This is a genomic window from Enterobacter sp. MG-EB028, from assembly GCF_056673305.1.
Genome location: NZ_CP195079.1, coordinates 3,786,761 through 3,813,651, shown reverse-complemented (window position 1 = coordinate 3,813,651; position 26,891 = coordinate 3,786,761). Strand labels below are relative to the sequence as shown.

27 protein-coding genes are annotated in these 26,891 nt (G+C 59.8%); 13 read left to right on the top strand and 14 right to left on the bottom strand.

The window, feature by feature from the left end; all coding sequences use genetic code 11:
- The first annotated feature begins 86 nt into the window (after nt 1-86).
- From ACR42C_RS17990 to ACR42C_RS17980, 3 genes are read left to right on the top strand one after another with little or no spacing between them, the layout of a single operon-like run.
- Nucleotides 87-689 (top strand): non-oxidative hydroxyarylic acid decarboxylases subunit B, encoded by a 603-nt coding sequence (locus tag ACR42C_RS17990; protein WP_116343462.1) that lies wholly within the window; start codon nt 87-89, stop codon nt 687-689.
- Nucleotides 679-2,106: a non-oxidative hydroxyarylic acid decarboxylases subunit C gene (locus ACR42C_RS17985; protein ID WP_041908445.1), complete on the top strand. Its 1,428-nt coding sequence runs from the start codon at nt 679-681 to the stop codon at nt 2,104-2,106. Before ACR42C_RS17990 ends, ACR42C_RS17985 begins: the two co-directional genes overlap by 11 nt.
- Before the next feature lie 10 nt (nt 2,107-2,116).
- Nucleotides 2,117-2,338, top strand: a complete 222-nt coding sequence (locus tag ACR42C_RS17980) for a non-oxidative hydroxyarylic acid decarboxylases subunit D (RefSeq protein ID WP_003862116.1) — start codon at nt 2,117-2,119, stop codon at nt 2,336-2,338.
- A gap of 92 nt (nt 2,339-2,430) precedes the next feature.
- Here the strand turns inward: ACR42C_RS17980 and mutS are convergent, their stop codons facing one another.
- Both mutS and ACR42C_RS17970 read right to left on the bottom strand, forming a co-directional pair.
- Nucleotides 2,431-4,992 carry a DNA mismatch repair protein MutS gene (gene mutS / locus ACR42C_RS17975; RefSeq protein WP_316380136.1) on the bottom strand — a complete coding sequence of 854 codons (2,562 nt, stop codon included), beginning with the start codon at nt 4,990-4,992 and terminating at the stop codon, nt 2,431-2,433.
- A 113-nt stretch (nt 4,993-5,105) separates the two neighbouring features.
- A complete protein-coding gene (locus tag ACR42C_RS17970) occupies nt 5,106-5,336 on the bottom strand; it encodes a SymE family type I addiction module toxin (protein ID WP_116343457.1) in 231 nt (76 codons plus the stop codon).
- A 175-nt stretch (nt 5,337-5,511) separates the two neighbouring features.
- On the opposite strand from ACR42C_RS17970, the gene ACR42C_RS17965 reads away from it, so the two are divergent.
- A complete protein-coding gene (locus tag ACR42C_RS17965) occupies nt 5,512-5,856 on the top strand; it encodes a nitrous oxide-stimulated promoter family protein (protein WP_116343456.1) in 345 nt (114 codons plus the stop codon).
- Between the two features lie 5 nt (nt 5,857-5,861).
- Here ACR42C_RS17965 and ACR42C_RS17960 read toward each other — a convergent pair whose 3' ends face one another.
- The 10 genes from ACR42C_RS17960 to hypA form a co-directional block, all read right to left on the bottom strand.
- The gene (locus tag ACR42C_RS17960; protein ID WP_192984344.1) at nt 5,862-7,082 is read right to left on the bottom strand and encodes an MDR family MFS transporter; all 1,221 of its coding nucleotides are present in this window, start codon (nt 7,080-7,082) and stop codon (nt 5,862-5,864) included.
- 16 nt (nt 7,083-7,098) lie between these two features.
- Complete coding sequence (gene eitC / locus ACR42C_RS17955) at nt 7,099-7,860, bottom strand: siderophore ABC transporter ATP-binding protein EitC (protein ID WP_192984347.1); 762 nt, start codon at nt 7,858-7,860, stop codon at nt 7,099-7,101.
- Nucleotides 7,860-8,897: a FecCD family ABC transporter permease gene (locus ACR42C_RS17950; RefSeq protein WP_163330096.1), complete on the bottom strand. Its 1,038-nt coding sequence runs from the start codon at nt 8,895-8,897 to the stop codon at nt 7,860-7,862. Before ACR42C_RS17950 ends, eitC begins: the two co-directional genes overlap by 1 nt.
- On the bottom strand, nt 8,897-9,895 hold the full coding sequence (eitA, locus tag ACR42C_RS17945; RefSeq protein ID WP_320720721.1) for a siderophore ABC transporter substrate-binding protein EitA: 999 nt from the start codon (nt 9,893-9,895) through the stop codon (nt 8,897-8,899). The genes ACR42C_RS17950 and eitA overlap by 1 nt, the downstream gene beginning before the upstream one ends.
- A gap of 153 nt (nt 9,896-10,048) precedes the next feature.
- Nucleotides 10,049-12,121, bottom strand: coding sequence for a formate hydrogenlyase transcriptional activator FlhA (gene flhA / locus ACR42C_RS17940; RefSeq protein WP_479984408.1), 2,073 nt, complete (start codon nt 12,119-12,121; stop codon nt 10,049-10,051).
- Nucleotides 12,122-12,185: 64 nt separating this feature from the next.
- Nucleotides 12,186-13,196 carry a hydrogenase expression/formation protein HypE gene (gene hypE / locus ACR42C_RS17935; RefSeq protein WP_316380142.1) on the bottom strand — a complete coding sequence of 337 codons (1,011 nt, stop codon included), beginning with the start codon at nt 13,194-13,196 and terminating at the stop codon, nt 12,186-12,188.
- Nucleotides 13,193-14,314 (bottom strand): hydrogenase formation protein HypD, encoded by a 1,122-nt coding sequence (gene hypD, locus ACR42C_RS17930; RefSeq protein ID WP_479984407.1) that lies wholly within the window; start codon nt 14,312-14,314, stop codon nt 13,193-13,195. Before hypD ends, hypE begins: the two co-directional genes overlap by 4 nt.
- Nucleotides 14,315-14,316: 2 nt before the next feature.
- The gene (locus ACR42C_RS17925) at nt 14,317-14,589 is read right to left on the bottom strand and encodes a HypC/HybG/HupF family hydrogenase formation chaperone (protein WP_479984406.1); all 273 of its coding nucleotides are present in this window, start codon (nt 14,587-14,589) and stop codon (nt 14,317-14,319) included.
- A complete protein-coding gene (gene hypB / locus ACR42C_RS17920; protein ID WP_479984405.1) occupies nt 14,580-15,443 on the bottom strand; it encodes a hydrogenase nickel incorporation protein HypB in 864 nt (287 codons plus the stop codon). The genes ACR42C_RS17925 and hypB overlap by 10 nt, the downstream gene beginning before the upstream one ends.
- 3 nt (nt 15,444-15,446) lie before the next feature.
- Nucleotides 15,447-15,797 (bottom strand): hydrogenase maturation nickel metallochaperone HypA, encoded by a 351-nt coding sequence (hypA, locus tag ACR42C_RS17915; RefSeq protein ID WP_163330101.1) that lies wholly within the window; start codon nt 15,795-15,797, stop codon nt 15,447-15,449.
- Nucleotides 15,798-16,008: 211 nt separating this feature from the next.
- Between hypA and hycA the strand changes: the two genes are divergently transcribed.
- The 9 genes from hycA (at nt 16,009) to hycI (ending at nt 23,808) form a co-directional block, all read left to right on the top strand.
- Nucleotides 16,009-16,473 carry a formate hydrogenlyase regulator HycA gene (gene hycA, locus ACR42C_RS17910; RefSeq protein ID WP_479984404.1) on the top strand — a complete coding sequence of 155 codons (465 nt, stop codon included), beginning with the start codon at nt 16,009-16,011 and terminating at the stop codon, nt 16,471-16,473.
- Between the two features lie 73 nt (nt 16,474-16,546).
- Nucleotides 16,547-17,155: a 4Fe-4S dicluster domain-containing protein gene (locus tag ACR42C_RS17905; protein ID WP_163330102.1), complete on the top strand. Its 609-nt coding sequence runs from the start codon at nt 16,547-16,549 to the stop codon at nt 17,153-17,155.
- On the top strand, nt 17,152-18,966 hold the full coding sequence (gene hycC, locus ACR42C_RS17900) for a formate hydrogenlyase subunit 3 (RefSeq protein WP_316380145.1): 1,815 nt from the start codon (nt 17,152-17,154) through the stop codon (nt 18,964-18,966). Before ACR42C_RS17905 ends, hycC begins: the two co-directional genes overlap by 4 nt.
- A gap of 1 nt (nt 18,967) precedes the next feature.
- A complete protein-coding gene (locus tag ACR42C_RS17895) occupies nt 18,968-19,891 on the top strand; it encodes a respiratory chain complex I subunit 1 family protein (RefSeq protein WP_479984403.1) in 924 nt (307 codons plus the stop codon).
- A gap of 15 nt (nt 19,892-19,906) precedes the next feature.
- Nucleotides 19,907-21,616: a formate hydrogenlyase subunit HycE gene (gene hycE / locus ACR42C_RS17890; RefSeq protein ID WP_116343442.1), complete on the top strand. Its 1,710-nt coding sequence runs from the start codon at nt 19,907-19,909 to the stop codon at nt 21,614-21,616.
- 9 nt (nt 21,617-21,625) lie between these two features.
- Complete coding sequence (locus ACR42C_RS17885) at nt 21,626-22,168, top strand: formate hydrogenlyase complex iron-sulfur subunit (protein ID WP_479984402.1); 543 nt, start codon at nt 21,626-21,628, stop codon at nt 22,166-22,168.
- A complete protein-coding gene (locus tag ACR42C_RS17880) occupies nt 22,168-22,935 on the top strand; it encodes an NADH-quinone oxidoreductase subunit B family protein (RefSeq protein WP_479984401.1) in 768 nt (255 codons plus the stop codon). Before ACR42C_RS17885 ends, ACR42C_RS17880 begins: the two co-directional genes overlap by 1 nt.
- On the top strand, nt 22,932-23,342 hold the full coding sequence (locus tag ACR42C_RS17875; protein WP_116343439.1) for a formate hydrogenlyase maturation HycH family protein: 411 nt from the start codon (nt 22,932-22,934) through the stop codon (nt 23,340-23,342). The genes ACR42C_RS17880 and ACR42C_RS17875 overlap by 4 nt, the downstream gene beginning before the upstream one ends.
- Nucleotides 23,335-23,808 carry a hydrogenase maturation peptidase HycI gene (hycI, locus tag ACR42C_RS17870; RefSeq protein ID WP_479984400.1) on the top strand — a complete coding sequence of 158 codons (474 nt, stop codon included), beginning with the start codon at nt 23,335-23,337 and terminating at the stop codon, nt 23,806-23,808. Before ACR42C_RS17875 ends, hycI begins: the two co-directional genes overlap by 8 nt.
- A 32-nt stretch (nt 23,809-23,840) precedes the next feature.
- Here the strand turns inward: hycI and ACR42C_RS17865 are convergent, their stop codons facing one another.
- Both ACR42C_RS17865 and ascF read right to left on the bottom strand, forming a co-directional pair.
- Nucleotides 23,841-25,265, bottom strand: a complete 1,425-nt coding sequence (locus ACR42C_RS17865; protein WP_479984399.1) for a 6-phospho-beta-glucosidase — start codon at nt 25,263-25,265, stop codon at nt 23,841-23,843.
- 18 nt (nt 25,266-25,283) lie between these two features.
- A complete protein-coding gene (gene ascF / locus ACR42C_RS17860; RefSeq protein ID WP_116343436.1) occupies nt 25,284-26,735 on the bottom strand; it encodes a PTS cellobiose/arbutin/salicin transporter subunit IIBC in 1,452 nt (483 codons plus the stop codon).
- Nucleotides 26,736-26,891: the final 156 nt, after the last annotated feature.

Sequence of the window (26,891 nt, the reverse complement as noted above, 5' to 3'; positions counted from 1 at the left end):
CGTGTGCGAACAATCTTGTCAGTAGAGCGATCCGGGAGTAGTTTATCTACAATGTTCGCATGCGAACAAATTGATTGAGGTGATGAATGAGATTGATCGTGGGAATGACAGGAGCAACGGGGGCTCCGCTGGGCGTGGCGCTGCTGCAGGCGCTGAGGGAAATGCCGGAGGTGGAGACCCATCTGGTCATGTCGAAGTGGGCAAAAACAACCATTGAGCTGGAAACGCCTTACAGCGTGCAGGACGTTGCTGCGTTGGCTGACGTTGTTCACAGCCCGGCTGACCAGGCCGCCACCATCTCCTCCGGCTCGTTTCGCACCGACGGCATGATCGTCATTCCCTGCAGCATGAAAACGCTGGCGGGGATCCGCGCGGGCTACGCCGAAGGGCTGGTGGGCCGTGCGGCAGATGTGGTGCTGAAAGAGGGGCGTAAGCTGGTGCTCGTTCCCCGCGAAACGCCGCTCAGCACCATTCATCTGGAGAACATGCTGGCGCTTTCCCGCATGGGCGTGGCGATGGTGCCGCCCATGCCTGCGTATTACAACCATCCGCAAACCGCCGATGACATCACCCAGCATATCGTGACCCGTGTGCTCGACCAGTTTGGTCTGGAGCACAAAAAGGCGCGCCGATGGAACGGGTTGCGGGAGGCGAAACATTTTTCACAGGAGAACAAAGATGGCATTTGATGATTTGAGAAGCTTCCTGCAGGCGCTCGATGAGCAAGGGCAACTGCTGAAAATTGAGGAAGAGGTGAATGCGGAGCCGGATCTGGCGGCGGCAGCCAACGCCACAGGCCGTATTGGCGACGGCGCGCCCGCGCTGTGGTTCGACAATATTCGTGGCTTTACCGATGCCCGCGTGGTGATGAACACCATCGGCTCGTGGCAGAACCACGCCATATCAATGGGGCTGCCAGCGAATACCCCGGTAAAAAAACAGATCGACGAGTTTATTCGCCGCTGGGACAAATTCCCCGTTACGCCGGAGCGCCGTGCTAACCCGGCCTGGGCGCAAAATACCGTCGACGGTGAAGACATTAACCTGTTCGATATCCTGCCGCTGTTTCGCCTGAACGACGGTGACGGCGGTTTTTATCTCGATAAAGCGTGCGTTGTCTCGCGCGATCCGCTCGACCCGGACCATTTCGGCAAGCAGAACGTCGGGATCTACCGCATGGAGGTCAAGGGCAAGCGCAAGCTCGGCCTGCAGCCGGTACCGATGCATGATATCGCCCTCCATCTGCACAAAGCGGAAGAGCGCGGGCAAGATCTGCCGATCGCGATTACTCTCGGCAACGACCCGATCATCACCCTGATGGGCGCCACGCCGCTGAAATACGATCAGTCTGAGTATGAAATGGCCGGCGCGCTGCGCGAAAGCCCGTACCCGATTGCCACCGCGCCGCTGACCGGCTTCGACGTGCCGTGGGGGTCTGAAGTGATCCTGGAAGGGGTGATTGAAGGCCGCAAACGTGAAATCGAAGGGCCGTTCGGCGAGTTTACCGGACACTATTCCGGTGGCCGTAATATGACGGTGGTCCGTATCGACAAAGTTTCTTACCGCACCAAACCGATCTTCGAATCCCTTTACCTCGGCATGCCGTGGACCGAGATTGACTATCTGATGGGACCAGCCACCTGCGTGCCGCTTTATCAGCAGCTGAAGGCGGAATTCCCGGAAGTGCAGGCGGTGAACGCGATGTACACCCACGGTCTGCTGGCAATTATCTCCACCAAAAAACGCTACGGTGGTTTTGCCCGCGCGGTCGGTTTACGCGCCATGACCACGCCGCACGGTCTGGGCTACGTGAAGATGGTGATTATGGTGGATGAGGATGTCGATCCGTTCAACCTCCCGCAGGTGATGTGGGCGCTCTCATCGAAGGTCAATCCGGCAGGGGATCTGGTGCAGCTGCCGAACATGTCGGTGCTTGAACTCGACCCAGGCTCCAGCCCGGCGGGCATTACCGACAAACTGATTATTGATGCCACCACGCCTGTTGCACCGGACACCCGTGGCCACTACAGCCAGCCGGTACAGGATCTGCCTGAAACTAAAGCCTGGGCTGAAAAACTGACCGCGATGCTGGCAGCACGCCAATAAGGAGGAAAAGATGATTTGTCCACGTTGTGCCGATGAGCATATTGAAGTGATGGCGACGTCACCGGTGAAAGGGGTCTGGACCGTTTACCAGTGCCAGCATTGTCTTTATACCTGGCGCGATACCGAACCGCTGCGTCGTACCAGCCGCGAGCATTACCCGGAAGCGTTCCGCATGACGCAGAAGGATATTGATGAAGCACCGCAGGTGCCGACGATCCCGCCGCTGTTGTAAAAAAAGCCCGGTGGCGCTGCGCTTACCGGGCCTACGGGTTTTGTAGGTCGGGTAAGGCGAAGCCGCCACCCGACAAAACAGACCGCAGAAAACTAAACCAGACTCTTCAACCGATAAATCCACTCCAGCGCCTGACGCGGCGTCAGTGAATCCGGGTCGAGGTTCTCCAGCGCTTCCACTGCAGGCGACGTTTCTTCCGCTGGCGCCAACAGCGACATCTGGGTGCCATCGATCTGCGTCGCTGCCGCATTCGGCGACAGGCTTTCCAGCTCACGCAGCTTCTGGCGAGCGCGCTTGATCACCTCTTTTGGTACCCCTGCCAGCGCCGCGACGGCAAGGCCATAGCTCTTGCTCGCCGCGCCATCCTGCACCGTGTGCATAAAGGCGATGGTGTCGCCGTGCTCAAGTGCATCAAGATGAACGTTAGCCACGCCTTCCATTTTATTCGGCAGCTGCGTCAGTTCGAAGTAGTGGGTGGCGAACAGCGTCATGGCCTTGATTTTATTTGCGAGGCTTTCGGCGCAGGCCCAGGCCAGCGACAGGCCGTCATAGGTTGAGGTTCCGCGTCCTACCTCATCCATCAGCACCAGGCTGTGCTCCGTCGCGTTATGCAGAATGTTAGCCGTTTCGGTCATCTCGACCATAAAGGTTGAGCGACCGCTCGCCAGATCGTCCGCTGCCCCAACGCGGGTGAAGATACGGTCGATGGGGCCGATCTCCACTTTTTGCGCCGGGACGTAGCTGCCGATATACGCGAGCAAAGCAATCAGCGCCGTCTGGCGCATGTAGGTACTCTTACCGCCCATGTTCGGGCCGGTAATGATCAGCATTCTTCTTTGTGGCGACAGGCTCAGCGGGTTGGCAATGAACGGTTCGTTCAGCACCTGCTCAACTACCGGGTGACGGCCTTCAGTGATGCGAATGCCAGGCTTGTCGGTAAAGGTTGGGCAGGTATAGTTCAGCGTTTCCGCGCGTTCTGCCAGGTTCACCAGCACGTCCAGCTCCGCCAGCGCGCTGGCGCTCAGCTGCAGGTCGGCCAGGTGCGGCATCAGCATGTCAAACAGCTCGTCATACAGCTGTTTTTCCAGCGCCAGGGCTTTACCTTTCGAGGTGAGCACTTTGTCCTCGTACTCTTTCAGCTCGGGAATGATATAGCGTTCGGCGTTTTTCAACGTCTGGCGGCGGACGTAGTGAATCGGCGCCAGATGGCTCTGCCCGCGGCTAATCTGAATGTAATAACCGTGTACCGCGTTATATCCCACTTTCAGCGTGTCGAGTCCAAGACGCTCGCGTTCGCGGATTTCCAGCTTATCGAGATAGTCCGTTGCGCCGTCGGCCAGCGCGCGCCATTCGTCCAGCTCTTCGTTGTAGCCCGGAGCAATCACGCCGCCATCGCGCACCAGAACCGGAGGCGCATCGATAATGGCGCGCTCCAGTAGTTCGCGAAGCTCGGTAAATTCGCCCATGGTTTCACGAAGTTTCTGTACCGGCGCGCTGTCAACGTCGCTCAGCTGAGCACGCAGCTCCGGCAGCTGCTGGAAAGCATGCCGCATCCGCGCGAGGTCTCGCGGGCGCGCGGTGCGCAATGCCAGACGGGCAAGAATACGTTCCAGATCGCCTACCTGACGCAGGACCGGCTGCAGTTCGGTATAGCGATCCTGCAACGCAGCAATCGTCTGCTGGCGGCAAACCAGCGTATCGGTATCGCGAATCGGCATATGCAGCCAGCGTTTCAGCATGCGGCTGCCCATTGGCGTCACCGTGCTGTCGAGCACCGACGCGAGCGTGTTTTCAACGCCACCCGCCAGGTTCTGGGTGATTTCAAGGTTACGGCGCGTGGCGGCATCCATGATGATGCTGTCCTGCTGGCGCTCCATGGTGATAGAACGGATATGCGGCAGGGCGGTGCGCTGGGTGTCTTTCACGTACTGCAGGAGGCAACCTGCGGCACACAACCCGCGCGGAGCGTTTTCCACGCCAAAGCCAATCAGATCGCGGGTGCCAAACTGCAGGTTCAGCTGCTGGCGGGCGGTATCAATTTCGAATTCCCACAACGGGCGGCGGCGCAATCCGCGACGGCCTTCAATCAGCGCCATTTCGGCGAAGTCTTCGGCGTAGAGCAGCTCTGCCGGGTTGGTGCGCTGCAGTTCGGCAGCCATCGTTTCACGATCGGCCGGCTCACTCAGGCGAAAACGCCCGGAGCTGATGTCCAGCGTGGCATAGCCAAACCCTTTGCCATCCTGCCACAGCGCTGCCAGCAGGTTATCCTGGCGCTCCTGAAGCAGGGCTTCATCACTGATGGTGCCTGGCGTGACGATGCGTACGACTTTGCGCTCAACCGGGCCTTTCGAGGTTGCCGGGTCGCCGATCTGCTCGCAAATAGCGACGGACTCGCCCTGATTCACCAGCTTGGCCAGATAGTTTTCAACCGCGTGGTGCGGGATACCGGCCATCGGAATGGGCTCGCCTGCCGATGCGCCACGTTTGGTCAGCGAGATGTCGAGCAGCTGCGATGCACGCTTAGCATCGTCATAAAACAGCTCGTAAAAATCGCCCATACGGTAAAACAGCAGGATTTCCGGATGCTGTGCCTTCAGCTTCAGATACTGCTGCATCATTGGCGTATGTGCGTCGAAATTGTCGATTGTGCTCATGGAGTTATGATGTCCATTTCTTTGAAAATAAACCGTTTTGAGCGGCTCAGTGGCCGTTTGTTCCTTCTATTGTCGCATGAAAAAAAGGTCCGGCGCAGAAAAATGTGGCGGCTTTACGAGGTGCCTTCCGACATTAATTCGATGACAATTTTTCCATGCTCTACGCCCACCCTGACCCGGGAGTTAGTGGTAAAGCCCGCTTTTTCAAGCCAGTCGCCTTTTAAGCTCAGCGCCGCATGTACGCTGTACCGCTTTGGAATCTTCGTTTTTCGATCCTCGTGACGTTTTCTGAAATATCCCACTTTTAAATGGCGGTAGGGTTTGCCGATCGCGATCTCTTTCATAGGGTCTCCAGACTATACGGACAACGGTCATTCCTGATACCTGTATAAAATACCAGTGATTTTTAGCGGGCGCAGGGATAATAGTGGAATCAGGCTTCAGAAAACGGAATGCAACACCTGAAATTCAGCGTGTAAAAGTGTACTATTGATGCATCTTATTGTTCGGTAAGTCGCTATGACCGGTAAACGCATATCACGTGAAAAAGAGACCATCGCGAAAATGATCGCGTTGTACGAAAAGCAGTGTCCACAGGCTTCTCAGGAAGCGGGGCATTATCGGGCGCTCAACGCGTATGCCGATAAGCGCCTGGATAAGTGTGTTTTTGGTGAAGAAAAGCCCGCCTGTAAACAATGCCCGGTGCACTGCTACCAGCCTGCCAGACGTGAAGAGATGAAGCAGATTATGCGCTGGGCAGGCCCGCGTATGTTATGGCGACACCCCATTCTGACCGTCCGTCATCTGATGGATGACCGTCGTCCGGTGCCGGAACTGCCGGAAAAGTATCGCCCGAAAAAATAAGCCGTTCAGCTTCGTAGCGGGCGGCAAATTACATTCATGGCCAGCGCGCTACAGAGTGGAAAGAGCGCCAGCAGCAGCCAGGGATACATTGCCTGCGTTGAAGGCACCAGCGCGCGATCCAGCAGGCTGCCAAACAACAGGTTTCCGGCCAGTACCGCAATGCCTCCGGCAGTGGAGAGTGCGCCGTAGTGCGCGCCCAGCGTTGATTCCTCGGCGAACCGCGGAATGAGATCTTTTGCCGACGGCACCAGCAGCATCTGTCCCAGCGTCAGCAGCGTGACAAACGAGACCGAGGGCAGAAGCCGCAGCCAGCCTTCAGGCGGTACTGTTGCCGCGAACATTGCCACGCTCGCGAAGGCGGCGGAAAGCAGCAAAAAGCCCACCGGCAGAATGTTCACCGCGCCCACGCGACGGGCGAAACGCGCCAGCGGCAGCTGTAAGGTAATGATCAGAACGGAGGCCAGCATAAAAAGCGGGCCGAGATCTTTCTCGTTACCGCCGGAGCGCTGGATCTCTACCGGCAGCGCCAGATAGAGCTGGTTGTAGCTTAACAGCCAGGAGCTGTACGCAATGATAAAGGCGACAAAGCGCGGCTGGCGGAACGTCGTCCACCAGGGCACTATTTTTATCTTCTGTGAACGGTGTCCAGCAGCAGGCAGACAGAAGTAAAGCACCACTAACGCAATGATAAAGACGCCTGCACCCGCCAGCGCCACCTGGCGGAAGCCAAGCCCCGTTAGCAGGGCGCCAGCAACCGGGCCCAGTACTGCGCCGAGCTCCCCGCAGACGGCAAAGAGCGCAAACCACTCCGCGCGGCTTCGTTTGCCTTTCGCCTCACTGTGTGTGCCCGCTTTTGCCAGCAGAGCCTCAATTGAGGGAGAAAATAACGCGCCACCGACGCCCGTCAGACACGCGCCCAGAATAATCGGCCACAGCGATCCCCCGAAGGCCAGCAGCAGATAGCCCGAAACACGAACTATACAGCCGCTGAGGATAACCCCTTTCGCGCCAAACCGGTCCGAGAGTGCCCCGCCAACGATAAACATCCCCTGTTGCGAGAACGTGCGCAGGCCCAGGATCAGCCCGATAAGCCCGCCGGAGAGCAGCATGTCGTCGCGCAGAAATATCGCCAGGAAGGGAACGACGGCGTAAAACCCAATGTTAAAAACAAACTGACTACCCAGTAAAACGGGCGGCCAGAGCGTGGTGGCGGGGCGAAGGGACATTGTCGAACACTCGTCCCTACACGATAAAGTGAATGTGCTTTTTGCCATGGAACGGCGAGATCTCAATTTTGGTTTTGACTCTGAAGACCTCCCAGAGCAACGACTCGGATAAAATGTTCTGCGGTGTTCCGGTCGCCACAATTTGCCCTTTCTGCATCACAATCAGCGAGTCGCAGAACATTGAGGCGTGGTTGAGATCGTGGATGGCGACAATGCTGGTAACAGGTAATTCGCTGATCAACTGCATCAGCTGCATCTGATGATGGATGTCCAGGTGGTTGGTCGGTTCATCCAGCAGGATTTCCGTTGGGGTCTGGGCCAGCGCGCGGGCAATATGTACGCGCTGGCGCTCGCCGCCGGAGAGGCTCAGCCAGCCCTGCTCGCTGCGGTCCAGCATATCGACACGCTGCAGAGCCGCGGTGACGGTGTCGTCATCTTGCGCGCTCCAGTTCGAAAAAGCGGAGTGGTGCGGAATACGCCCGAGTTTCACCACGTCGCGCACGCGCATATTGGCGTCGGTCATCCCGTGCTGCTCAACGAACGCCACCCGGCGGGCAAGCTGCTTTTTGGCGATGCGGGAAATGTCCTGCCCGTCCAGGGTCACGCTGCCCGCATCCGGGCGACGCAGGCCAGCCAGGATACGCAAAAGAGACGATTTGCCGCAGCCGTTAGGGCCAAGGAGACCCACGGTTTCGCCCCGGGAAACCTTCAGCGAGACGTCATTGACGATAACTTTTTTGCCGACCTTCCAGGTAATATTTTCAGCGCAGATACTCATCACTTATTCCTTGAACGGTAGATAATCACGGCAAAGAAAGGCACGCCCACCAGCGCGGTGACTACGCCGACGGGGAGGCTTTGCGGCGCAATCAGCATCCGCGAGGCGATGTCGGCCAGCACCATCAGGATCGCCCCGGCCAGCGCGCTGGCAATCAGCAGCGTGCGGTGCAGCGGCCCGAACAGGAAACGCATAACGTGCGGTACCACCAGCCCCACAAAGCCGATTGAACCCGCCATGCTGACAATCGTCGCGGTAATTAGCGCGGTAGTGGTAAAGAGCGTCAGGCGAACCCACGGGACGGCAATACCTAAAGAGGCCGCGGCGTCATCACCAAAGGTAAAGGCGTCCAGCGCCCGGGAATAGTAGAGGCAGACGGCAAGGCCCGCCAGCACGACAACCAGCGCCAGCTGGAATTCCGGCCATCGCACGCCGCTAAAGCTGCCCAGTAGCCAGAACATCACGTCGCGCGCCTGCTGGGCGCTGGCGGAGGTGCTGATGGTATAGGCGGTAATGGCGTTGAACAGCTGAGAGGCCGCAACCCCTGCCAGAATGGTACGTTCATTCCCCCCGCGCGCGCCGTTCGTCAGAAACGCGACAAACGCAAAGGCGGCGAACGCCCCGGCAAACGCGCCCGCAGAGAGCGATACCGCGCCGGTGCCGATGCCCAGAACGACGACCGACACCGCCCCGGTTGAAGCACCCGCCGACACGCCGAGCACGTAAGGTTCTGCCAGCGCGTTTTTCAGCAGGCTTTGCAGCACGGCGCCGCAGATGGCTAAACCGGCCCCGCAGCACGCCGCCACCAGCGCGCGGCTCAGGCGGAAGTCCCAGATAACGCTCTCATAGATGCGGTTGAGCGGAACGTCGGTCAGCCCCAGCTTATTACCGATAGCATAAAAGACATTGGACAGCGGAATCGACAGCTCGCCGACGCTGACGCCAAGGGCAATCACCAGAAACAGCAGGATAACAGCAAGAAGAGCAGAAGTGGTCAGGATCAGGCCCTGGCGGGCCTGAAGTACGGCAACTGTCATCAGTTCAGCCCCAGCTTTCTGAGCTGTTCGCCCACCTGTTCAGCACCGTAAATCGTACGAATCGTCGGGTTCATCGCCTGACCGTCCATCACCACGATATGGCCTTTCTTCACGGCGTCCATCTGGCTGACGGCGGGATCGCTTTTCAGGAATTTGATTTTCTCTTCCGCGTTATCCAGCGCCCAGCGGTTACGATCCAGGCTGGAGACCACAATCACATCCGGGTTCGCAGCGATAATGCTTTCCCAGCCGACGGTTGGCCATTCGGTCTCAGCAGTAATGGCGTTATGGCCGCCCAGCAAGTTGGCAATAAAACCGGAGGCGCTGTTTTTCCCGCCGACATAGGCATCCGCCGAAGGCGAGGCGCTTGAGAACCAGAAGACAAACGAGAGATCTTTTTTGTTTTTACCAAATTCCTGACGCAGGTCGGCCTCGCGTTTTTTGAAATCGGCAATGACGGCCTGGCCGCGCGCTTCAACGTTGAAAATCTTCGCGAAATCTTCAATCTCTTTATAAAGGTACGTCATATCCCACAGCGTCTGGCGGCTGCCGTACATATCGCCTGCGGCCTTTTTGGTGGCGCACATGCCTGGTGATAAATAGCTGTTCACGCCGACGGTGGCCAGATCTTCACGTTTTGCGACCTTACTTTCCGGCCCGAGCAGCAGCGGCAGCTGGGCAGGAACAAAATCGGGATTTTGCGAAAGGATGGATTCAAGGGTAGGAATTTCAACCGTCAGGGTTTTGATTTTGGCATTCTGTTCCGCCAGCTGCGGCAGCACTTTTGTCGGCCAGAAGGCGCTGGCCTTCACCTTATCTTCAAGGCCCAGCAGGAGCAAAATTTCCACGGTGTTCTGGCCCAGGGCCACGACGCGTTCCGGCGCTTTAGCGAATGTCTCTTTGTAGCCACAGTTTTCAATCGTCAGAGGATATGTGGTTGCCAGAGCGGAACTGACCGACGCAATCGCCAGGCCTAACGCGCAGATGACCTTCTTCATGAAATGCTACCCTTCATTAAAATTATTTTTGATGCAAATGAAACGCATTATTAAGGCGGAATTTTATACAGAGGAAACGATTTTGTGTCAATGAGGGACAATTGCGCAGGGTAACAAAAGGCGGTGTCAGAAAAACACCGCCGGAATAAAGCCTTAAATGAGACTCTCTTTATCAATCCCGAGACGCTTCATGCGCGACAGCAGGGTGGTGCGTTTTAACCCCAGCCGCTGGGCCGCCCCTTTCGGCCCGGCCACCACGCCGTTGGTCTCTTTCAGCACGCGCAGAATGAGCTGATATTCATCTTCTCCCTCTTTCGCTACCTCGGCGGTGGGTACGGTCACGTCAGGAAGGGCAATCTCCGGCAGGGAGAGCTGCAGCACGTTCCCGCGCGTCAGCAGCACCGCGCGCTCAATGACGTTTTCCAGTTCACGCACGTTGCCCGGCCACTCCATCGATGAAAGGGTGCGCAGCGTCTCGGCGGGAATGCTGTCGATGTTTCGCCCCATCCGGCGCGCGATTTTCGCGGTAAAGGCCTTGACCAGAAGGGGGATATCTTCCGGGCGTTCGCGCAGCGGCGGCAGGCAGATCGGAAAGACGTTCAGGCGATAGTAAAGGTCGCTTCTGAATTCGCGGTCGGTAACCATTTTTTTCAGATCGCGGTTGGTGGCGGCAATCAGGCGCACGTCGGTCTGGATAAGCTTGTTGCTGCCGAGGCGCTCAAACTCCTGCTCCTGCAAAACGCGCAGCAGCTTGGGCTGTAGCTCCAGCGGCATATCGCCCACTTCGTCGAGGAAAAGCGAGCTTTTATCCGCCAGCTCGAAACGTCCCAGGCGCTGGCTGCTGGCTCCGGTAAACGCGCCGCGCTCGTGGCCGAAGAGATCGCTTTCCAGCAGACCCGCTGGCATCGCCGCGCAGTTCATCTTCACCATGCGGCGGCTGTTGCGGTTGCTCAGGTTATGGATGGCGCGGGCAATCAGCTCTTTACCGGTACCGGTTTCGCCGAGGATCAGCACCGTGCTGTCGCTCTGTGCCACCATTTCCACCTGCTTGAGGACGCTGTACATGGCGTCGCTGCGCCCGATGATTTCGCCAAACTCGCTGTCCACGTTGTTGAGCTGCTCGGTCAGGGCCAGATTCTCGTCCACCAGCCGCTCTTTCAGGCGGTGGATCTCCTGATAGGCGAGGGCGTTATCCAGCGCGATAGAAATACGCTCGGCGATCTGGCGCAGCAGCTTCAGGTTGGCGGTGGTAAACACGGCTTCATCGCACTGCGCCAGTTTGAGCACCCCAAGCATGGTGCTGCCGGACATCAGCGGCAGCAGGCACAGGGTCTGAATTTTGTTGCCCCAGGTGTTAAACAGCATCCGCTCGTACGGCGCCACCGGATCCTGCTCGCTAAGGTTAAGCAGCAGGATCTCCTTGCTTTTAAACACCCGCTCAGAAAGGGTGCCCGCTTCGTCCACCTCGCTCTGCTCGTGCGCCGGGTTGGCCTCATCGAGGTAGTGGGTGGAATAGATGTTCAGCTTGCCTTTGCGGTTCCCGCGCAGCGCGATGCTGATGGCGTCGATTTTGAAATAGTGGTGGATCTCCTTCGAGACTTCGCTGACCAGCTCATCCATATCGAGACGCGACAGCACGGCGTTGGTGATGGCGACCAGAATACGAAAGTTGTCGCGCTCGCGGCTCAGCAGGTCGTAATCCACGTTATTGGTGACGCGGCTTTGGATCTGCTCCGCGACGACGGCCACGATCTGGGTAAAGGTATGCAGACGCTCGTACTCCGCCTCGCTCCAGGGCTGGTCGGTATTGCGGATAAACTCGCAGCCGCCAAAAATATGGCCCTCCGCCGCCAGCGGCAGCATGCCGTAATGACCGAAAGGCTGATAAAGATTGCTCTCTGCCAGCCGCGGCCACGCCATCCGAAACTCTTCAAAATTGCAGTGCAGCACTTCAGGCCGGGAGAGAATGCGGCGCACCGGGCCATGCGCCAGATACGTCTCGTCCTCGTACTCAAACGCTTTGCCATTATCGCGCGTTGAGTAGTAGCTCGCGCGGTGCGTTCCGCTATGCCAGAGCACAATCGCCGCGCTGTCCGCCAGCGCTGATTGCCTGACCAGCCGCGTCAGGGCATCGCTCAGCGCGCCGAGATCGGGCTGTTGTAAAAGTGTGCGCGTAATGTCAAACAGGCCCTGCTGTCCAAGATCGCTCATCGGTGTATACGGCATTATTGCTTTCCAATAGAAACTGGCAAAAAAGAGAGATTCAGTGCTGACCGCTTATGGCGCGGCTCTAGCAAATTCGGGGTAGCGGCTCAGCGTGCGGCAGGTCCAGCGTGCGCTTCACGCCATAAAGCCCGGCCAGGCGCACCCCTTTGCGCTCAACCACGTCGCCGATGATGGCCGCGTCTTTCCCTAAGGGATGCGCACGTAGCTGCTCAAGCACCGCCTCAGCAGCCTGGCGCTCCACGCCGATCGCCAGCTTGCCTTCGTTAGCAAAGTTTAGCGGGTCAAGCCCCAATAGCTCGCACAGCCCGCGTACGGCAGGCTTAACGGGCAGGCTGCGCTCGGTGAGTTCAATTCCGCACCCGCAGCTTGCGGCGAACTCGTGGACGACGGCATTCACCCCTCCACGGGTGGCATCGCGCAGGGCCTTCACGCCGGGAATGGCGCGCAGCGTCTGAATCAGCGGGGTGAGTACCGCGCAGTCGCTGCGAAGCTCGCCGTCCAGACCTAATCCTTCGCGCAGGTTAAGGATAGTCGCCCCGTGGCAGCCCAGCGTGCCGGTCACGATCAGCACGTCGCCGACGCTAAGCCGCTGCGCGCCCCAGTGAACGTCTGCGGGGATCGCCCCCATGCCGGCGGTGTTGATGAAGAGCTTATCGGCCGCACCGCGCTGGACCACTTTGGTGTCCCCGGTGACGATAGCGATCCCCGCCTCGCGCGCGGTGTGCGCCATGCTGTTCACCACCGCCGTGAGCGTTTCCATCGGTAACCCTTCTTCGAGAATAAATCCGCAGGAGAGGTAGCGCGGAATGGCGCCGCTGACCGCTACGTCGTTGGCCGTGCCGCAGACGGCGAGCTTGCCGATATCGCCGCCCGGGAAGAACAGCGGGTCAATCACGTAGCTGTCGGTGGAGAACGCCAGCCGATCGCCCTGTGCGGTGAGGGACGCGAGGTCAATGCGCGCCTGATCCTCCTGCTCGGCAAGCCAGGGGTTATTGAAGGCCTCCATGAACAGCCGGTTAATCAGCTGCTGCATCGCCTGTCCACCACTTCCGTGCGCCATTTCCACCGTGTTCATTCTTCACACTCCTGGTTGCGATACTGATACCACGCGGCGCAGGCTCCTTCGGAGGAGACCATCAGCGCGCCAAACGCGGTTTGCGGGTTACAGGTGTTGCCAAATAACGGGCAGTGATGAGGTTTGCATTTGCCGGTAAGCACCTCGCCGCAGCGGGCGCGGGGATCGTCGCACACCTGCTGTGGCTGTGGGCGGAAGTGCGCTTCGGCATCGAATGCGCGATAGGCAGGCGTCAGGCGCACGCCGGATTCGGCAATCAACCCCAGCCCGCGCCACTCGCTGTCGCCCTCAACGCTAAACACGTCGGCTATCGCCTGCTGCGCCCGCTCATTTCCCGCATCGGGCACCACGCGACGATACTGATTTTCCACCGCGCTCAGGGCCGCTATTTTCTGCTCAACCAGCATGGTCACACCTTGCAGTAGATCAAGCGGTTCGAAACCAGCGACCACTAACGGACGATTGTACTGTTCAGCGATAAAACCGTAGGCGTCTGTGCCAATCACCATGCTGACGTGGCCCGGTGCCAGAAACGCGTCGATGCCGTTGTCCGGCTCTTCCAGCAGGCTGCGCAGCGTGGGAATGAGCGTAATATGCTGGCAGAAAAAGAAAAAGTTACCGACGCCGCGCGCTTTCGCCTGCTGCAGCGTGATGGCCGTAGCGGGCATGGTGGTCTCAAAACCCAGCCCGAAAAAGACGACCTTGCGCTCAGGGTTATCCATCGCCAGCGTCAGGGCATCCATCGGTGAGTAAACGATCCGCACGTCCGCCCCGCGCGCTTTCGCCTGCAGCAGCGAGCCGTTTTTCCCCGGCACGCGCATCGCGTCGCCAAAGGTGCAGAAAGTAACGTCGGGCTGGCCGGCAATTTCAATGCAGCTGTCGATGCGCCCCATCGGCAGCACGCACACCGGGCAGCCGGGGCCGTGAATAAACTCGATGTTCTCCGGCAGCAGCTGGTCGAGGCCAAATTTGAAGATGGCGTGCGTATGTCCGCCGCACACCTCCATGATCCGCAGCGGCTTTTCTTTCGTGTAGTCCAGCAGCGCCGCGCGCGTTTTCAGATGCCCGATAAGCTGCATCACCTGCTCCGGCGCGCGGTATTCATCAACGTAACGCATGATTACCTTTCCTCGCCGTACAGGAGCGCGCCCACGTCCGGTTCCACGTCAAACATGTTTTGCAGCGCTTCGAGTGTGTCGCGGGCTTCTGCTTCGTTAATCACGCTCATCGCAAAGCCTACGTGGACCAGCACCCATTGGCCGAGGCGCGACGCGCCCGCTTCATCGGTGCTGCCCACCAGCGTCAGGTCGACGTCGCGCAGGATGCCGCAGACCTCGACTTTGGCCTGATTGCCGTCAATGGAGTGGATTTGTCCGGGTACGCCTATGCACATCGTTCGCTCTCCAGCCAGTCCAGCCAGGCGTCCATCCCGTCGCCGCGCGTGGCGGAAACCAGCAGGATGTGAATGTCCGGGTTCACCTCGCGGGCATACGCCATACACTTATCAACGTCAAAATTCAGGTACGGCAGCAGGTCGACTTTGTTCAGCAGCATGATGGAGGCGGCGGCGAACATGTGCGGATACTTCAGCGGCTTGTCCTCCCCTTCGGTGACGGAGAGCACCGCCACTTTGTGGCGTTCGCCAAGGTCAAAGCTTGCCGGGCAGACCAGGTTACCGACGTTTTCAATAAACAGGATGCCGTTATCCGCCAGCGGCAGGCGCGGCGCGGCGTCGGCAATCATCTGCGCGTCCAGGTGGCAGCCTTTACCGGTGTTAACTTGAATTGCCGGGGTGCCGGTTTCGCGGATGCGCGCCGCGTCGTTTACCGTTTGCTGGTCGCCCTCGATCACCGCGCAGGAGACGCGCCCGTTGAGGCGTTTGAGCGTTTCGGTCAGCAGCGTGGTTTTGCCGGAACCGGGGCTGGAGACCAGGTTCAGCACCAGCTGTTTGCGGGCGGCGAAGCGGGCGCGGTTGCGGGCGGCGATCTGGTTATTTTTGTCCAGCACGTCGAGCTCCACCTCCAGCATCTGGCGCTGGCTCATGCCCGGCGCGTGGGTGCCCGCTTCGCCGTGGCCGTAATGCAGGTCACCCGCGCCGGAGCGTTGCGGTGCAAAGGTTATGCCGGTCAGGGCCGCCGCAGGACGCGGGGCGGGGGAAAAGGGCGCGGAGCGAAACGCGGAGTGGGGGCGGTGTTCATCCCCTTCTATATACAGGTTGCCTTCGGCGCAACCGCAGGTACTACACATACTTTACTCCTTCTCGATTTCGAGACGTTGGATCTGCATGCCGTCATCCGCCACGATGCGCAGCCCGGCGCTCTGGCACTGCGGGCAGCGCTGAACCTTCGATGACAGCAGGGTGACGTACTGCTGGCACTGCTCGCACCAGCACTCCGCCTGCTGCTCTTCAATATGCAGCGCGCAGCCTTCCGCCAGCGTGCCGCGGCACACCAGCTCAAAGCAGAAGGTCAGGGCGCTGGTCTCGACGCAGGAAAACGCCCCGATCTTCAGCCAGACGCCGGTGACGCGTTTCGCGCGGTTTTGCACTGCCTGCTGTTCGATAAGTTCCAGAGCCCGCTGGCAGAGGGTGATTTCGTGCATGACGCCTCCTCAATGAATTGCGCCATTAAATGCAATAACGGTGCCAGCTTGATTTTTGTTAAGGCGTGACGATGTCAACGCTGTCGAAATGACACGTCGACATCGCAGCGTTGACAGTGACTTTTTTGATAAAAGCAATATGAATCAATTAATTAAAAACTGGCACGGAATCTGCTTAACAGCCGCTATCTCCATTAACCGGATACCTTTTATGACTATTTGGGAAATCAGCGAAAAAGCGGATTACATCGCGCAGCACCACCAGCAGCTTCAGGATCAGTGGCACCTCTACTGCAACTCTCTGGTTCAGGGGATCACCCTGTCAAAAGCGCGTCTGCATCACGCGATGAGCTGTGCGGCGCAGGGCGATATGCGATTTGTCCTCTTCGGCCATTTCACGGTTTTTGTCACCCTGGCAGACAGCTTTAACAGCCACACCATCGAGTACTACGTCGAGAACAAAGAGGGTGAAAAACAGTGTATTGCGCAGGCCCAGCTGATGGCCGACGGCATGGTCGACGGCTACGTCAGCAACCGCGATCGCCAGCAGGTGCTTGAGCACTATCTGGAGAAAATCTCGCCGGTTTACAACGGTCTCTACGCCGCGGTTGAACACGACTTGCCGGTCGACCTGAAACAGCTGGTCGCGGGAAAGATTCCCGCTAACCCTGCCTGATAACCGCGTGTCGAAAAGTGTCGATGAGACAGTTTTTCGTCGTCAAAAATGACCATCACCTGAGGATTGCCCGGTGAACCGTTTTGTAATTGCTGACTCGACGGTCTGTATTGGCTGTCGAACCTGTGAGGCGGCGTGCTCGGAAACGCACCGCCTGCACGGGCTGCAGTCCATGCCGCGCCTGCGCGTCATGCGTAATGAAAAAGAGTCTGCCCCGCAGCTCTGCCACCACTGTGAAGATGCCCCGTGTGCGGGCGTGTGCCCGGTTAACGCCATCACCCGCGTCGATGGCGCGGTCCAGCTGAACGAAAGCCTGTGCGTCAGCTGCAAGCTGTGCGGCATCGCCTGCCCGTTCGGCGCCATTGAATTTTCCGGCAGCCGCCCGTTGCATATCCCGGCGAACGCCAATACCCCGAAAGCGCTGCCTGCGCCACCCGCTCCGGCGAAGGTGAGCACGCTGCTGGACTGGGTGCCCGGCATCCGCGCTATCGCGGTGAAGTGCGACCTGTGCAGCTTTGACGAACAGGGCCCGGCCTGCGTGCGGACCTGCCCGACCAAAGCGCTGATCCTGGTCAACATCCGCGACATCGCCCGCACCAGCAGGCGCAAGCGCGAGCTGACCATTAATACCGACGTCGGCGATCTTTCGCTTCTGCAGTCGCTTAACGAGGGGGCGAAATGAACGCGATATTTATGATTAACAGCGCCGTGGCGTACTTTGCCGCTGCCGCCGTGCTGGCGCTGGTGTTCTCTTTCCATAAAACCCTGAGCGGCTGGATAGCCGGTATCGGCGGGGCGGTCGGCAGCCTGATGACGCTGGCCGCTGGCGGCGTGGTTCTGCTCGGCGGACAATCCGTGGAAACACTTATGCCGCTGATTCGCCACACCGTGGCGATTACACCGCTAAACGCCATCTGGCTGGTGACCTTTGGCCTGTGCGGGCTGTTTATCAGCCTGTTCAATATTGACTGGCACCGTCATCAGCAGGTCAAAGCCAACGGCCTGCTGGTGAACCTGCTGATGGCCACGGCGGTCTGCACGGTTATCGCCAGCAACCTCGGTGCGCTGGTGGTGATGGCGGAGATCATGGCCCTGTGCGGCGTGTTCCTGACGGGCTGCAGCGCCTCCGGCAAGCTGTGGTTTGCGCTCGGTCGCCTCGGGACGCTGCTGCTGGCGCTGGCCTGCTGGTTGGTGTGGCAGCGTTTCGGCACCCTGGACTTTTCCGCGCTTAACGGCCAGACGCTGGGCAACGACGTCTGGCTGCTTGGCGTAGTCGGCTTTGGCCTGCTGGCCGGGATTATCCCGCTGCACGGCTGGGTGCCGCAGGCGCATGCGAATGCCCCGGCGCCGGCTGCCGCGCTGTTCTCCACCGTGGTGATGAAGGTGGGGCTGTTCGGTATCCTGACCCTCACGCTGACCGGCGGTCAGCCGCCGCTGTGGTGGGGCGTGATGCTGCTGATTGCGGGCATGGTCACCGCGTTCGTTGGCGGGTTGTACGCCCTGATGGAGCACAACATTCAGCGCCTGCTGGCGTACCACACCCTTGAAAACATCGGCATCATCCTGCTCGGTATGGGCGCGGGCGTCGCCGGGCTGGCGCTTAACCAGCCGGCGCTGATTGCTGCCGGGTTTATCGGCGGCCTGTATCACCTCGTCAACCACAGCCTGTTTAAAAGCACCCTCTTCCTCGGGGCGGGTAGCGTCTGGTTCCGCACCGGCCATCGGGATATCGAAAAGCTCGGCGGCATCGGCAAAAAGATGCCGGTGATTTCACTCGCCATGCTGGTGGGGCTGATGGCGATGGCTGCGCTGCCGCCGCTGAACGGCTTTGCCGGGGAGTGGGTGATCTACCAGTCCTTCTTCGCGCTCGGTCAGAGCGATCTCTTTATCGCGCGCCTGTTAGGCCCGCTACTGGCAGTCGGGCTGGCGATTACCGGGGCGCTGGCGGTGATGTGCATGGCGAAGGTTTACGGCGTGACCTTCCTCGGCGCGCCGCGCACCCGTGAAGCTGAAAACGCCTGCTGCGCACCGGTACTGATGTGTGCCAGCGTGGTCGCGCTGGCGCTGTGCTGCATTGCGGGCGGGGTTGCCGCGCCGTGGCTACTGCCGCTGCTGGGCAACGCCGTTCCGCTGCCGCTGACCACGGCGCATACCGTCGTATCCCAGCCGATGATGGCGCTGCTGCTGGTTGCCGCACCGCTGCTGCCATTCGTGCTGATGCTGTTCTTTAAACGCGACCGACTCGCCTCCCGCTCGCGCGGCGCGGCGTGGGCCTGCGGCTACGAACACGAGCAGTCGATGGTCATCACCGCCCACGGTTTCGCCATGCCGGTGAAGGAAAACTTCGCCGCCGTGCTGAAGCTGCGCCGCTGGCTGAACCCGGTGGGCTGGGTACCGGGCTGGCAGAGCGCTGCCGCACCCGCGCTGTTCCGCCGTCTGGCGGTCATCGAGCTGGCGGTGCTGGTGGTTATTGTGATTTCACGAGGAGCCTGACATGAGTCTGTTACTGGCAATTCTTCAGGCGCTGGTGCTGTTCGCCGCCGCGCCGCTGCTGTCGGGCATCACGCGCGTGGCGCGCGCCCGAATGCACAACCGCCGAGGGCCTGGGGTGCTCCAGGAGTACCGCGATCTCTTCAAGCTGCTTTCTCGTCAGAGCGTGGCCCCGGACGCCGCAGGCTGGGTCTTCCGCCTGACGCCGTTCGTGATGGTTGGCGTGATGCTGACCATCGCCACCGCTCTGCCGGTGGTGACGGTGGCGTCGCCGCTGCCGGCGCTCGGCGATCTAATCACGCTGATTTACCTCTTCGCCATAGCCCGTTTCTTCTTTGCGATTGCGGGCCTGGACACCGGAAGCCCGTTTACCGGCATTGGCGCCAGCCGCGAGGCGATGCTCGGCGTGCTGGTGGAGCCGATCCTGCTGCTGGGGCTGTGGGTCGCCGCGCAGGTGGCCGGTTCCACCCATATCAGCTTTATCACCGACACCGTTTATCACTGGCCGGTGGCCCGCTCCATTCCGCTGGTGCTGGCGCTCTGTGCCTGCGCGTTCGCCACGTTTATTGAGATGGGCAAACTGCCATTCGATCTGGCGGAAGCCGAGCAGGAGCTGCAGGAAGGTCCGCTTACCGAGTACAGCGGCTATGGCTTCGCGGTGCTGAAATGGGGCATCAGCCTCAAGCAACTGGTGGTGCTGCAGATGTTTGTCGGCGTCTTCTTCCCGTGGGGACAAATGACGCACTTCACCGCGGGTGGTCTGGTGCTGGCCGTCGTGATTGCCGCCCTCAAGCTGCTGGTCGGCGTGCTGGTGATTGCCCTGTTTGAAAACAGCATGGCGCGCCTGCGTTTTGTCGAAACGTCACGCATCACCTGGGCCGGTTTTGTTTTTGCATTTTTAGCGTTCGTCTCCTTGCTGGTGGCGTGATTAAAGAGAATTTTTATGTCTGAAGAAAAGAAAGGTCAGCAGTATCTCGCTGCGTTGCATCAGGCTTTCCCCGGCGTGGTGCTGGAGGAGTCCTGGCAAACCAAAGACCAGGTAACCGTCACCGTGAAGGTGAACTACCTGCCGGAAGTGGTGGAGTTTCTTTACTACCGTCAGGGCGGCTGGCTGTCGGTGCTGTTCGGTAACGACGAACGCCAGCTGTGCGGCAACTACGCGGTGTACTACGTGATGTCGATGGAGCAGGGCGAGAAGTGCTGGATCACCGTGCGCGTTGAAGTCGACCCGAATAAGCCGGAATACCCGTCCGTCACGCCGCGCGTGCCTGCCGCCGTCTGGGGCGAACGCGAGGTGCGCGACATGTACGGCCTGGTGCCGGTCGGCCTGCCGGACGAGCGCCGCCTGGTGCTGCCGGACGACTGGCCGGACGAACTCTACCCGCTGCGCAAAGACAGCATGGACTACCGCCAGCGCCCGGCGCCGACCACCGACAGCGAAACCTACGAGTTCATCAACGAGCTCGGCAGCAAGAAGAACAACGTGGTGCCGATCGGCCCGCTGCACGTCACCTCCGACGAACCGGGCCACTTCCGCCTGTTCGTCGACGGCGAGAACATCATCGACGCCGACTACCGCCTGTTCTACGTCCATCGCGGCATGGAAAAGCTGGCGGAAACCCGCATGGGCTATAACGAAGTGACGTTCCTCTCTGACCGCGTGTGCGGCATCTGCGGCTTTGCCCACAGCACTGCCTATACCACATCGGTGGAAAACGGCATGGGGATCGTCGTGCCGGAACGCGCACAGATGATCCGCGCCATTCTGCTGGAGGTGGAACGCCTGCACTCGCACCTGCTCAACCTCGGCCTGGCCTGCCACTTCGTTGGTTTTGACTCCGGGTTTATGCAGTTCTTCCGCGTGCGCGAGGCGTCGATGAAGATGGCGGAGATCCTCACCGGGGCGCGTAAAACCTACGGTCTGAACCTGATAGGCGGGATCCGCCGCGACCTGCTGAAGGACGATATGATCCAGACCCGCCAGCTGGCCCAGCAGATGCGCCGCGATGTGCAGGAGCTGGTGGATATGCTGCTCAGCACGCCAAACATCGAGCAGCGCACCGTCGGCATCGGCCGCCTTGACCCGGAAATCGCCCGCGACTTCAGTAACGTCGGCCCGATGGTACGCGCCAGCGGCCACGCCCGCGACACCCGCGCCGATCACCCGTTTGTCGGCTACGGCCTGCTGCCGATGACCGTGCACAGCGAGCAGGGCTGCGACGTCATCTCGCGCCTTAAGGTGCGCATCAACGAGGTGTTCACTGCCCTGAATATGATCGACTTCGGCCTCGATAACCTGCCGGGCGGCCCGCTGATGGTGGAGGGCTTCACCTACATCCCGAACCGCTTCGCCCTTGGCTTTGCCGAAGCACCGCGCGGGGACGACATTCACTGGAGCATGACCGGCGACAACCAGAAGCTGTACCGCTGGCGCTGCCGCGCGGCCACCTACGCCAACTGGCCAACCCTGCGCTATATGCTGCGCGGCAACACGGTTTCCGATGCGCCGCTGATCATCGGCAGCCTCGACCCGTGCTACTCCTGCACCGACCGCATGACCGTCGTGGATGTGCGTAAGAAGAAAAGCCAGGTGGTGCCGTACAAAGAGCTTGAGCGCTACAGCATCGAGCGTAAGAACTCGCCGCTGAAATAAGGACTCGCCATGTTTACCTTTATCAAAAAAGTCATCAAAACCAGCGTGCAGACCAGCAGCTATCCGCTGGAGCCGATGCCGGTGGACAAAAACTTTCGCGGCAAGCCGGAGCACAATCCGCAGCAGTGCATCGGCTGCGCGGCCTGCGTCAACGCTTGCCCGTCGAACGCCTTAACGGTGGAAACGGATCTCAAAACCGGCGAGCTGGCCTGGCAGTTCAACCTCGGGCGCTGCATTTTCTGCGGCCGCTGCGAGGAGGTCTGCCCGACGGTCGCCATTCGCCTGTCGCAGGAATACGAGCTGGCGGTGTGGAAGAAAGAGGATTTTCTGCAGCAGTCGCGCTTTGACCTGTGCAACTGCCGCGTCTGCCAGCGCCCGTTCGCCGTGCAAAAAGAGATCGACTACGCCATCGCGCTGCTGCAGCACAACGGCGACGCCCGCGCGGAGCATCACCGTGAAAGCTTCGAAACCTGCCCGTCGTGCAAGCGTCAGAAGTGTCTGCTGCCGTCCGACCGCATTGATATCACCCGCCATATGAGAGAGGCCAGCTGATGGAAAACCTACTGGGCCCGCGCGACGAAAACGGCCTTCCGGTGCCGATGACGGTGGACGAATCCATCGCCAGCATGAAGGCGTCGCTGCTGAAAAAAATCAAACGCTCGGCCTACGTTTACCGCGTGGACTGCGGCGGCTGCAACGGCTGCGAGATTGAGATCTTCGCTACCCTGTCGCCGCTGTTTGACGCCGAGCGCTTCGGTATCAAAGTCGTGCCGTCCCCGCGTCATGCGGACATCCTGCTGTTTACCGGCGCCGTCACCCGCGCCATGCGCTCGCCCGCGCTGCGCGCCTGGCAGTCCGCACCGGACCCGAAAATCTGCATCTCGTACGGCGCCTGCGGCAACAGCGGGGGCATCTTCCACGACCTTTACTGCGTCTGGGGCGGCACCGACAAAATCGTGCCGGTGGACGTCTATATTCCAGGCTGCCCGCCGACGCCCGCCGCAACGCTGTACGGCTTTGCCATGGCGCTCGGCCTGCTGGAGCAGAAAATCCACGCCCGCGAGCCGGGCGAGCTGGACAACAAGCCTGCTGCCATTCTGCACCCGGACATGGTGCAGCCGCTGCGGGTGAAGGTTGACCGCACGGCGCGCAGGCTGGCGGGCTACCGCTACGGGCGTCAGATTGCCGACGATTATCTGCGCCTGCTGAGCCAGGGCGACCATCAGGTGGCGCGCTGGCTGGAGGCCGAGAACGATCCGCGTCTTAATGAGATTGTGGCGAATCTGAACAGCATCGTGGATGAGGCGCGTATCCGATGAGTGAAACGGTGGTGTTCAGCCAGCTGAGCCGTAAGTTTATTGATGAGAACGATGCCACGCCGGATGCGGCGCAGCAGGTGGTCTATTACAGCCTGGCGATTGGGCATCACCTCGGGGTGATTGACTGCCTGGAGGCGGCGCTGAGCTGCCCGTGGCCCGAGTACCTGGCGTGGATCGCCACGCTGGAGGAGGGCAGTACGGCGCGTCGCAAGATGGAGGGCGTGCCGAAGTACGGCGAGATCGTCATCGACGCCAACCACATTGCGATGCTCGCCAACGCCTTTGACGCGGCGCTCTGCAGGCAAACCCCGGCGCAGCAGGCGTGGAGCACAACGCTGCTCGGCATGTTGCACGATATTCATCAGGAGAGCGCCATCTACCTGATGGTGAGGAGATTACGTGACTGACGTTTTACTGTGTGTCGGCAACAATATGATGGGCGACGACGGCGCGGGTCCGCTGCTGGCAGAAATGTGCGCCGCGAACCCGCAGGGCAGCTGGGTAGTGATTGACGGCGGCAGCGCGCCGGAAAATGACGTGGTCGCCATACGCGAGCTGCGTCCGGAGAGACTGTTAATCGTCGATGCCACCGATATGGGGCTCAACCCCGGCGAGATCCGCCTGATAGACCCGGACGACATCGCCGAGATGTTTATGATGACGACGCACAATATGCCGCTGAACTACCTGGTCGATCAGATTAAAGACGACGTGGGCGAGGTGCTGTTTTTGGGGATCCAGCCGGACATTGTCGGATTTTATTACCCGATGACGCCGCCGGTGAAAGAGGCGGTGGAAGTGGTCTATTCACGGCTTGCGGGATGGGTTGGAAAGGGTGGATTTGAACCCCTCACCCCGGCCCTCTCCCCATAGGGGAGAGGGTTAGGGTGAGGGGTAAGGACTGGCTACTCCAGATCCGCCCCGTTACTGGCAATCACCTTCTTATACCACCAGAACGATTTCTTGCGCTTGCGATCCAGCGTGCCGTTTCCGGCGTCATCGCGGTCAACGTACACAAACCCGTAGCGCTTGCTCATCTCGCCCGTTGAGGCAGACACCAGGTCGATGCAGCCCCAGGTGGTGTAGCCCATCAGCGGCACGCCGTCTTCAATCGCGTCGCCCATCGCGCGGATATGCTCGCGCAGATAGCTGATGCGGTAGTCGTCGTTGATCTCGCCATTTTCATCAATGACGTCCTTCGCCCCGAGGCCGTTTTCCACGAGGAAAAGCGGCTTCTGGTAGCGATCGTACATCATGTTCATGGTGATGCGCAGGCCAAGCGGGTCGATGCCCCAGCCCCATTCACTCACCTGAATATGCGGGTTGCGCAGGGACTTCACGATGTTCGCCGCGCTGGTGTTGCCCGCGTTCATGTCCGCCGACGCGCAGCGCGAGGCGTAGTAGCTGAACGAGACAAAATCGACGGTGTTTTTCAGAAGTAGATCGTCGCCGGGATCTTTCACAATCACCACGCCTTTCTCGCGGAACACGCGGGCAGAATAGGCCGGATAGCTGCCGCGCGCCTGCACGTCGATAAAGAACAGGTTCTCGCGGTCTTTCTCCAGCGCCATCCACACGTCTTCCGGCTTGCAGGAGTAGGGGTAGAAGTTCCCGCCCGCCAGCATGCAGCCGACCTGGTTTTCCGGGTTCACCTCATGGGCTATTTTGGTCGCCAGCGCGCTTGCCACCAGCTCATGGTGCGCGGCCTGGTATTTCACCTGGTCTTCGTTTTCACCTTCCTCAAACACCAGCCCCGCGCCAGAGAACGGGCTGTGCAGCATGATGTTGATTTCGTTGAAGGTCAGCCAGTATTTCACCAGCCCGTTAAATTCTTCAAAGCAGGTGCGGGCGTAGCGGGCGAAGAAATCGACCATCTTACGGTTGCGCCACGAGCCGTACTCCGTCACCAGGTGCATCGGCACGTCGAAGTGGCACAGGGTGACCAGCGGCTCAATATTGTACTTTTTGCACTCCTCGAACACCGCGCGGTAGAAGGCAATACCCTCTTTGTTCGGCAATGGCTCGTCGCCGTTCGGGTAGAGACGGCTCCAGGCAATCGAGGTGCGGAACACCGTAAAGCCCATCTCCGCCATCAGGGCGATGTCTTCTTTGTAGCGATGGTAAAAATCAATCGCCTCGTGGCTCGGGTAGAATTCGTCGTCACGCAGCGAAAAACGCTTTTCCTGACCGATCTTCACCGCCAGACGATGCGCGCCGTGGGGGATCATATCGACCGTTGTCAGTCCTTTGCCGCCCTCACGGTAAGCACCTTCACACTGGTTGGCGGCAAGCGCGCCGCCCCATAAAAATCCTTGTGGAAAAACAGACATTCTTACCTCGCTTTCAATTTATGCTTTTGCTGCGTTGTTCTGAACCGGTGCGGTCTGCAGGGCGCGCGCTTTTTCAGCTTCGTCTTCGACCGGGATATCCTCAAACCCTAAAAGCAGGGTCAGAACAAACGACAGCACCACCGCCAGCCCCATTACGCCAAACACCCAGACGATGGTCATCGGGTTAGACGGGTCGAAGAACTGCACGCTGGTGAATAGCCCCGGCGCCGCCATCGAGTGGCTGGCGAGACCGGCCATACCGGCGACCGCCCCGCAGATAAAGCCGCTGATCAGGCTCGCAATCAGCGGACGTTTCAGACGCACCGCCACGCCGTACAGCGCCGGTTCAGAGATCCCCGCCATAATGGCGGAGGCCGCTGCCGCCAGCGCCGTCTGGCGCAGCTCCGGGTTTTTGGTTTTCCAGGCCACCGCCAGCGACGAGCCGCCGAGCGACAGGTTAGCGCCGATTTCCGACGGCATGACCATCCCTTCCTTGCCCGTTTCGGCGATGGTCTGAATGATGGTCGGCGTAAACACGCGGTGCATCCCGGTCATCACCAGCAGCGGCCAGAGTGCGCCCATGATGGCGACGGAGAGCCAGCCCAGATAGCCGTGAATGGTGTAGACCAGCGCGGAGATGGCGCTACCGATCCAGATCCCGAGCGGGCCAATCAGCACGATGGCGAGCGGGGCGGCAATCAGCACGATCAGCATCGGCTTCAGGAAGTTTTTGGTTACCGCCGGGGTAATGCGATCTACCCAGCGTTCGATGTACGACAGGCACCAGGTCATCACCAGTGCCGGGATGACGGTGTAGGTGTATTTCACCGCCGTCACCGGAATAAAGGCGAACTCAACGTGTTCGCCCTGCGCGGCTTTCGCCATCAGCTCGATAAAGCTCGGGTGCACCAGCACGCCCGCGATGGCGATCGCCAGAGACATATTGGTTTTGAACTTCACCGCCGCCGAGGCCGCTACCATCAGCGGCAGGAAGAAGAACGCGCCGTCGCCGATGACGGTCAGAATGGTGAGCGTTGGCGCGCCTTTTGGCAGCACGCCGGTCATCTCAAGGATCATCGCCAGCAGCTTGACCATCGAACCGCCGATGATCGCCGGGATCAGCGGGGACATGGTGCCGATCAGTGCGTCGAGGATCCCGGCACCAATGCGGCGTAAGGTCAGTTTCTGCGGACCTTCCGGTACGGCAGGCTGCAGGCTGGTTGGCAACAGACTCACCACTTCGCGATACGCCTGTGAAACGGTGTTGCCAATAATGACCTGACACTGGTTGTCATTGCGCACCACGCCGAGCACGCCGCTGATGCTTTTCAGGCGCGCAACGTCGGTGAGGGTTTCGTCTTTCAGAACGAAACGCAGTCGCGTCATGCAGTGGGTGACGGCGACGATGTTCTCTTTGCCGCCCAGCGCGCTGATAACGTCGTTCGCCAGCGCAGCGTAATTTTTGGCCATCGGATGTGATCCTGTTATCGTTGTGTGAAATGTAGGAAACCGGTTCCACATAATCATCATGAGTTTCTTTTGATGAAACAAGATCGCTTTTTGAACATTTTTCTTTTTCGTGATTCAGATCGCAATGAGATGCCGAAAGCGTGATGTTGCCGCTGC